Here is a 7,825-nt window from a genome sequence, read left to right on the forward strand (position 1 = left end):
TTGCCAGTCGCCGCCTTTAAAAGCTGCGCACTGCGCGATCCGGGTCCGGCATACTGGCTGCGACACTTCCCGCGCTGGGCGCCTCGTGGCAGTTGGCCAATCCCAAAGACGGCGGCCACACCAAACTCTCAAGATTCCTGCCGTCGAAGGGAAGGTTGTCGCGGATCTTCTCCCCCCGCAGATCTTCCGGGCCACGCCGCCTCTCTCCAAGGCGTGGCCATTCTTTGTTTTCGATCGCGCCGCATCGTTGATGTGGCTCAAAGAACAACAAGCCCAAAATCCGTTATGCGCTGCTTGTCCAGCGCCATTAAGGCCCCGTCTTCTGTCCGGAGCGCGGCTTTTTTTTCGGATCGCCCATTCTTGATCTGCATCAAGGAAGGGTGGTCGAGAAGCTGCAAGAACGGGCAAATAAAATTCGGACACGTCCCATGAACCTATATACCGCGCCAGATCCCGAGAATATCGAACGGTTGAACGCCGAGCCCGTCAACGCCCGCCGAAACCGTCAGCCGCTCTACGCCGCCAGAAAAAAAGTGTTTCCCAAGAGAGCTGAAGGTCGATTTCGTCAGTTCAAATGGATCGTGATGCTGATCACGCTCGGCATCTACTATCTTGCGCCGTGGATCCGCTGGGACCGTGGGCCCTATGCCCCGGACCAGGCCATTCTGGTCGACCTGTCGTCGCGGCGTTTCTTCTTCTTCTTCATCGAGATCTGGCCGCAGGAGTTCTACTACGTAGCGGGGCTGCTTGTGATGGCCGGGTTTGGCCTCTTCCTGGTGACGTCTGCAGTCGGACGCGCCTGGTGCGGATACGCTTGTCCCCAGACGGTCTGGGTCGATCTGTTTTTGGTCGTCGAGCGCGCGATCGAGGGCGATCGCAACGCCAGAATGAAGCTCGACGCCGGGCCATGGAGCTTCGACAAGATTAAAAAGCGCGTCGTCAAGCACACGACCTGGATCGTCATTGGCGTTGCCACCGGCGGGGCCTGGATCTTCTATTTCGCAGATGCGCCCAATCTCGCGTCTCTATTGTTTACCGGACAGGCACCCGCCGTGGCTTACGCGACCGTCGCCATCCTCACAGCAACGACCTACGTTCTCGGCGGCCTGATGCGCGAACAGGTCTGCACGTATATGTGCCCCTGGCCTCGCATCCAGGGCGCCATGCTTGATGAGAACTCGTTGGTCGTGACCTACAACGACTGGCGCGGTGAAGCCCGCTCGCGTCACGCCAAGAAGGCCCAGACCAACGGAACAGCCGTCGGCGACTGCGTCGACTGCAACGCCTGCGTCGCCGTCTGTCCCATGGGCATCGACATTCGAGATGGCCAGCAGATGGAGTGCATCACCTGCGCCCTTTGTATCGACGCCTGCGACGGGGTCATGGACAAACTTGGCAAACCCCGCGGACTGATCGCATACGCCACGCTTAGCGAGTATGCGAGCAACATGGCGCTTGCCACCGACAACGGGCGCACACATGTCCAGCCCGCCAGGGTGCGGAATGCCGACGGCACGTTCGTGGAGGCGATCCGGCACTTCAACTGGCGCATAATCTTTCGTCCGAGAGTGGTGTTCTACGCGGTCGTCTGGTCGTTGATCGGTATTGCCATGCTCGTGCATCTGGCATTGCGGGATCGGCTCGAACTCAATGTCGTCCATGACCGCAACCCTCAATATGTTCTGGAGAGCAACGGTTCGATCCGAAATGGCTACACGCTGCGTATCCTGAACATGGTGCCGCAGCCCAAGCAAGTACAGGTCAGCCTTTCCGGTCTTGAAGGGGCGACGATGCGCATCCCTGAATTCGGGAAAGAGGATGCCCGCAGCTTCACCGTGGACGCTCAACCCGATGTCGCCACCTCGCTGAAGGTATTCGTCACACGCAAGCAGACAGGCGGCGCGGTCAACGACTTCCTTTTCATCATCGAGGACGCCGACCATTCCAATCGGGCGACCTACCGCGCCGCGTTCAACGCCCCAGGAGACGTCAAATGACCACTCGCGCTCAAGGATTCACTGGCCGACACATGCTTCTCATCACCTCCGCCTTCTTCGCGGTCGTCATTTGCGTCAATGTTACGATGGCCTGGTTCGCATCGTCGAGCTGGAGTGGTCTGGTGGTGGAGAACACTTACGTCGCCAGCCAGGAATTCAATCGCAAGGCCGAGGTCATGAAGGCGATGGCGGCATCGGGCATCGTCGGTGAACTCTCGCTGAAGGACGACGTGATCCACTACGACATCCGTAATAAGGATCGGTCTCCTGCAGCGGTCGATGAGGTGACCGCGAACTTCAAGCGCCCGGTCGGCGACCACGAGGACTTCCAGTTGCCGTTCAGCAAGGTGGGCGAAGGGCGGTTCGAAGCGCGCCATCGTCTCGCGTCGGGCGACTGGATCGTCGAAGTGATCTCGCGCAAGGGCGATGCCATCGTCATGCATGAAGCGGCTCGCATCGACACGGCGGGGTTCGGCCAATGACATGTTGCGACCTGAATACAGAGAGCGTGCTGGCAATGAGCGCGACATCGTTCAGCGCCGAGGAGATCGCGCTTGTAAGCCACCCGCTGGGGGACGGCCTTCGCCAGCTCGACCTAAGCGTCCCCGACGTCCATTGCGGTGCCTGCATTTCGACTATCGAGAGGGCGCTGTCGGCGCTCCCCTACGTTACAAAGGCAAGGGTGAACCTTACTTCTCGGCGAGTGACGTGCATTTACCGGCAGGAGTTTGATAAGCAAACGACGGATCCGACCGGCATCATCTTAGCAATCAACTCAGCCGGATATCGAGCGCATCTTTTCACGCCCACCGCCTCAGAAAACGACACCACGAGGAATCAGCTCCTGCTTGCCGTCGGAGTATCCGGTTTCGCAGCCACGAACATCATGCTCTTGTCGGTTTCGGTGTGGTCGGGGGCCGACGCCGCAACCCGAGACATGTTCCATTGGATCTCCGCGTTGATCGCGGCCCCGGCCTTGGTTTACGCCGGGCGCTTCTTCTTCCGGTCGGCATGGAACGCGCTCAAGCACGGGCGGACCAACATGGACGTGCCCATTTCCCTGGCGGTCACACTCTCGTACGCGGTTTCGCTGTGGGAGACCATGCATCACGGCGAGCACGCGTGGTTCGACGCATCGGTTTCGCTGCTGTTCTTTCTTCTCATTGGAAGAACCCTCGATCACGTGATGCGCGAAAAGGCTCGCGCGGCGATCAATGGCTTGGCAAGACTGGCTCCCCGCGGGGCGCTGCTACTGATGCGCGACGGATCACGGCATTACATTCCAATCGAGGACATAGCTGTTGGTGACGAAGTCGCGATCGCGGCCGGGGAGCGCATTCCGGTCGACGGAACGATCGTCAGCGGAGAAAGCGACATTGATCTCTCCATCGTTACCGGCGAAAGCAGTCCCGTGGCGGTCGCCGGTGGGAGCCAGGTCAGTTCCGGAGCCATGAACCTGACTGGCTCGCTCGTCGTGCGTGCGACAAAACTTGCGAAGAACTCTCTCCTCGCAGAGATCATCAATCTGATGGAAGCGGCCGAAGGCGGCCGCGCTCGCTACCGCCGCATCGCCGACCGGGCTGCGTCCCTCTACTCGCCGGCAGTCCACCTTCTAGCACTCGTCTCGTTTCTCGCCTGGGGTTTTTTCGGCGGCGACTGGAAGCATGCGATGCTGGTCGCAGTCGCCGTTCTTATCATCACTTGCCCGTGCGCACTCGGCCTTGCAGTCCCGGTTGTACAGGTCGTCGCGGCCGGCGAACTCTTTCGAAAAGGGGTCATGGTGAAGGATGGCTCGGCCCTGGAAAGACTGGCAGAGGTCGACACGGTTGCCTTCGACAAGACGGGCACACTAACCATTGGTGTGCCACGGCTTGTCGCGACCACAGCCTTGGATGACAGGTTCATTGCGAAGGCCAAGGGCCTGGCGGTTCATTCGCGGCATCCACTGTCGCAGGCTCTGGCGCGAAGTGGGGGGCCGGCTCCGACGCCATTCGATCGGGTGAGCGAGATCCCCGGGGGCGGGCTTCAGGCTTGCCGCGCAGGCGAGACCTATCGACTGGGCAACGCGGCCTTCGCAGACCCCACCGCGGCATCGCCCAGTGACGACGGCCCCTTTTCCGAGGTCGTGCTCTCGAGAAACGACGAAGTCCAGGCTCGCTTCCTCTTTGAGGACACGCTTCGACCGGGTGCCAGGGACGCCGTCGATGAGCTCAATCTGCGCGGATATGAAACGGTGATCGTGTCGGGCGACCGCCAGAGCGTGGTCGACAGCACGGCTCTCGTACTGGGTCTCGACAAGGCCTTGGGCGCTCTCGGGCCACAGCAGAAGGTTGAAGAGTGCCAACGGCTCAGTGCCAATGGCCATCGGGTTCTGATGGTTGGCGATGGCATCAACGACGCCCCGGCGCTTGCTGCGGCCCATGTTTCGATGGCTCCCGCCACAGCCTCCGACATTGGTCGCCAGGCCGCCGATCTGGTCTTCTTCAACGAGCGGCTGGAGGCCGTGCCCCAGGCTATCGCGGTCGCCAAACAAGCTGCGAAGCTCATCCGTCAGAACTTCGCCCTCGCGATTGGCTACAACGTGTTGGCGGTTCCGATCGCGATCGCAGGATATGCAACGCCGCTGATCGCCGCGGTGGCGATGTCCACCTCCTCGATCATCGTCGTCACCAACGCATTGCGGCTAAACACACTCGGCATGCACCAGCGGCGAGAACGAACAATGACGACCACGAGAGAGGTCAATGCAGCATGAACATGTTGATCTACCTGATCCCAATCGCGCTGCTTATGGGCGCCATGGGGCTCCTCGCTTTCCTTTGGTCGCTTAAAAGCGGCCAGTACGAGGACCTTCAGGGTGCTGCCTGGCGTGTACTCGCGGACGATGAAAACGAACCGACACCGTAACGGTTGCCTCAGGCACGAAAGGAAGGACGATGCTTGCAAGAAATCCCGTGCTTCTGCGATCCGAGTTGCTCGCAGGATTGGACCGAGAAACCGTGGAGACGCTGTCTGCATTGGCCGAAGTGCAAACATTCTCTCCCCACGAACAAATCGTCGAAGAGGGACAGAAAGCCGGGTTCATTTTCTGCGTCACGAGCGGGCTCGTGCGCCTTACAAAGAAGGAATCGGCCGGCCGCGAAGCCGATGTCTCCATCTGCGAATCCGGGGACGTCTTCGGGGAATACCTCGTTGCCGGCGGCACCACATATGCACATGGTGCCTGGGCGGCAGAGTTTACGGAAATCGTAATGTTCGATCTCAAGCAGCTGCGGTCACTCGCCCAGCAGCATCAGGGTATTCAACAAAACATCATGCACATAATGGCGAGGCATCTCCTCGGCGCGCTCGATTGCATTGCAGGAGACCGGCTTCACACGGCGGCCCAGCGGGTCGCCAATTACCTCGTCGCCAGATGCCCACCTTCCGTTTCGCGTGCCACATTACGCCTGCCCTATCAGAAACGAATACTTGCGGGAAAGCTGGGGCTGGCCCCCGAAGCCCTCTCGCGCGCGTTTGCCGCACTGGCACCATTGGGCGTCGCCGTCAAAGGCAAGAACATCTCCGTCGAGAGCGTGAGCCTATTGAAAGAGGCCTGCTAGTATCGCGAGCCAGTGGAGGGCTTCTAAGCCAACCCTCGAAAGGCTAAGGGTGACTGCGAGCCGCAGTCGAGTTTCCATTCCTGGCTTCGGATTTGCAATCCTGCCTGTGGCGTTGGCAAAAATCATGCGCTATTCCTCCGTTGCAAGTTCGCAGCGGGACGATTGAGCGAAATGGAATCCGATCGCATTCTAGTAGTCGATGATGACGCCCGGATCAGGCAGATGCTGGTCCGTTACTTTGAGGACAACGGCTACCGAGTGCATGCCGTGAGCAACGGCTCGGCCATGCGCGCGGAACTCGCGAAGGCGACATACGCCGCCGTCTTCCTCGATCTCGTCCTTCCGAATGGGGAAAACGGTCTGGAGCTCTTGAGGGAGCTTCGCAATACGTCGGACGTGCCAGTGCTGATGCTGACAGGCCAGGACGACGTCACGGACAAGGTTGTCGGACTGGAAGTGGGCGCCGACGACTACATAGCCAAGCCGTTTCATCTGCGCGAACTTCTCGCACGCTTAAGGACCGTCTTGCGTCGACGCACGTCGGCGACGCTTCCCTCGCGCGCTCTGGCCGAGGATGAGGAAAGCCTCGTCTTCGACGGCTGGCGGCTGGACCTTGGTCGCAGACGGCTCACCGCACCGAGCGGCGGCGACGTGCCTCTCACCACGGGGGAGTTCGACATGCTTCTGGTGTTCGTTCGCAATGCCGGCCGCGTATTGTCGCGAGAGACGCTCATGGACCAGACAAGAAACCGAAACCTGGAAGCCTTTGACAGGGCGATCGACGCCCAGATTGTGCGACTGCGCAAGAAGATCGAAGTGGACCCGAAGGCGCCGGCTCTGATCCAGTCAGTCCGTGGGGTTGGATATGTGTTCACGGGTCGCCTAAGTCGCCAGTAATTGATCCGCATCAATGTTCGGGTGATGAACTCCGCTAGTCTCCGGGCGCACAAAGGCGTCTAAAGACAATGGCAATTTGGATTCTCTTCGCGGTCATCACGACCGCAACAACAGCAGCACTTCTTCACCCGCTGGCGTCCGCCGGTCGCTCCCGGCGGCCAAGCGTATCGCAAACGGCGTCCACGGTTTACCGGAACCAGCTTCTCGAGCTCGAAGAGGAAAAGGAAGCCGGGCAGATTGCGCCAAGCGAGTATGAACTCGCGCGCGCCGAAACCGCCCGCCGTCTTCTCAGGACCAAGGACAAGGTGCCGGAGCAGGCGATGTGGCCGCGAAGCCATCTGTGGCTCAGGGTCTCAATCGTATCGCTGCTTCCGCTTTTGAGCATCGGCGTATATGTCGCCGTTGGTTCGCCGGAGCTATCCTCGCAACCGCTGCAGGCTCGCTTGAGAAATCCCGGCCAGGACGTTGCGATCCTCATTCAAAAGACCGAGCAGCACCTCGCTCAGGACCCCGCCGACGGACGCGGTTGGGATGTGATCGCCCCGGTTCTGCTCAAGATAGGCAGAGCCGGTGATGCAGAGAACGCCTACCGCAACGCCGTTCGGATTCTAGGGCAGGGCGTTCCGCGTCTCGACGGTCTTGCAGAATCATTAATGGCGCAATCGGGAGGCACGGTGACGCCACAGGCGCAGGCCGTATTGCGCCAGGTGCTTGAGCTTGAGCCCGAAAATCCGCGGGCGCGGTTTTACCTTGCCCTGTCGCTGGAGCAGGCAAACGACAAAGTCGGCGCACGACAGGCATTCGAAGCGCTTGCGGCGACGTCGCCAATGACAGCTCCTTGGATGCCCCTTGTAAGGGAACACATCGCCGCAAACAGCGGCGCGCCTGTCGAAAGACCCGGGAAGACCGACACAGCGGCGGCCGGGTCGATGCGGTCTGGCCAGGAGGCCGAGATGATCCGGAGAATGGTCGACGGTTTGGATGCGAGGCTGACCACCGACCCGAATAATCTCGACGGTTGGTTGAAGCTGATCAGGTCCTACGCGATCCTCAAAGACGACGGACAGGCGCTGGCGGCGCTCAGACGCGGACTGGCGGCGTTTCCGGCCGACAGCGAACAAGGCAAGCAACTGCTGGCCCTGGCGCGAGAGCTCGAGATTGCGACGGAAGGAATGAGCGAATGACGCGCAAGCAGAAACGCTTGGCGATCATCGCTGGCGGCATGAGCTTCATCATTGCCGCCGTGCTGCTCGTCATGTTCGCCTTCAGCCAATCGGTTGCCTATTTCTACATGCCGGCAGACATTGCAAAGAACCCGGTGCCGCCGGG

General features: G+C 60.4%; 8 protein-coding genes. All 8 read left to right on the top strand.

Going from position 1 to position 7,825, the window contains the following annotated elements; genetic code table 11:
* Window positions 1-428: 428 nt before the first annotated feature.
* A complete protein-coding gene (gene ccoG, locus ATY79_RS26225) occupies window positions 429-1,997 on the top strand; it encodes a cytochrome c oxidase accessory protein CcoG (protein ID WP_088705398.1) in 1,569 nt (522 codons plus the stop codon).
* Window positions 1,994-2,479: a FixH family protein gene (locus ATY79_RS26230; RefSeq protein ID WP_088705399.1), complete on the top strand. Its 486-nt coding sequence runs from the start codon at window positions 1,994-1,996 to the stop codon at window positions 2,477-2,479. Before ccoG ends, ATY79_RS26230 begins: the two co-directional genes overlap by 4 nt.
* Entirely contained in the window at window positions 2,476-4,752 is a 2,277-nt protein-coding gene (locus ATY79_RS26235; protein ID WP_088705400.1) for a cation-translocating P-type ATPase, read from the top strand. The genes ATY79_RS26230 and ATY79_RS26235 overlap by 4 nt, the downstream gene beginning before the upstream one ends.
* The gene (gene ccoS, locus ATY79_RS26240; RefSeq protein WP_088705401.1) at window positions 4,749-4,904 is read left to right on the top strand and encodes a cbb3-type cytochrome oxidase assembly protein CcoS; all 156 of its coding nucleotides are present in this window, start codon (window positions 4,749-4,751) and stop codon (window positions 4,902-4,904) included. Before ATY79_RS26235 ends, ccoS begins: the two co-directional genes overlap by 4 nt.
* Before the next feature lie 29 nt (window positions 4,905-4,933).
* Complete coding sequence (locus tag ATY79_RS26245; RefSeq protein ID WP_088705402.1) at window positions 4,934-5,599, top strand: Crp/Fnr family transcriptional regulator; 666 nt, start codon at window positions 4,934-4,936, stop codon at window positions 5,597-5,599.
* A 171-nt stretch (window positions 5,600-5,770) separates the two neighbouring features.
* Complete coding sequence (locus ATY79_RS26250; RefSeq protein WP_088705403.1) at window positions 5,771-6,496, top strand: response regulator; 726 nt, start codon at window positions 5,771-5,773, stop codon at window positions 6,494-6,496.
* A gap of 68 nt (window positions 6,497-6,564) precedes the next feature.
* On the top strand, window positions 6,565-7,680 hold the full coding sequence (gene ccmI / locus ATY79_RS26255; RefSeq protein WP_088705404.1) for a c-type cytochrome biogenesis protein CcmI: 1,116 nt from the start codon (window positions 6,565-6,567) through the stop codon (window positions 7,678-7,680).
* The coding region (locus tag ATY79_RS26260) for a cytochrome c maturation protein CcmE (RefSeq protein WP_189637999.1) at window positions 7,677-7,825 on the top strand (149 nt) is incomplete at its 3' end. The genes ccmI and ATY79_RS26260, both read left to right, overlap by 4 nt.

The sequence above is a fragment of the Rhizobium sp. R693 genome (genome assembly GCF_002211315.1).
In the GTDB taxonomy this organism is placed as follows: Bacteria; Pseudomonadota; Alphaproteobacteria; order Rhizobiales; family Rhizobiaceae; genus Rhizobium.

Coding starts and splice junctions, on each gene's coding strand:
- ccoG (WP_088705398.1), top strand. CDS start 429: ATGAACCTATATACCGCGCCAGATCCCGAGAATATCGAACGGTTGAAC.
- ATY79_RS26230 (WP_088705399.1), top strand. CDS start 1,994: ATGACCACTCGCGCTCAAGGATTCACTGGCCGACACATGCTTCTCATC.
- ATY79_RS26235 (WP_088705400.1), top strand. CDS start 2,476: ATGACATGTTGCGACCTGAATACAGAGAGCGTGCTGGCAATGAGCGCG.
- ccoS (WP_088705401.1), top strand. CDS start 4,749: ATGAACATGTTGATCTACCTGATCCCAATCGCGCTGCTTATGGGCGCC.
- ATY79_RS26245 (WP_088705402.1), top strand. CDS start 4,934: ATGCTTGCAAGAAATCCCGTGCTTCTGCGATCCGAGTTGCTCGCAGGA.
- ATY79_RS26250 (WP_088705403.1), top strand. CDS start 5,771: ATGGAATCCGATCGCATTCTAGTAGTCGATGATGACGCCCGGATCAGG.
- ccmI (WP_088705404.1), top strand. CDS start 6,565: ATGGCAATTTGGATTCTCTTCGCGGTCATCACGACCGCAACAACAGCA.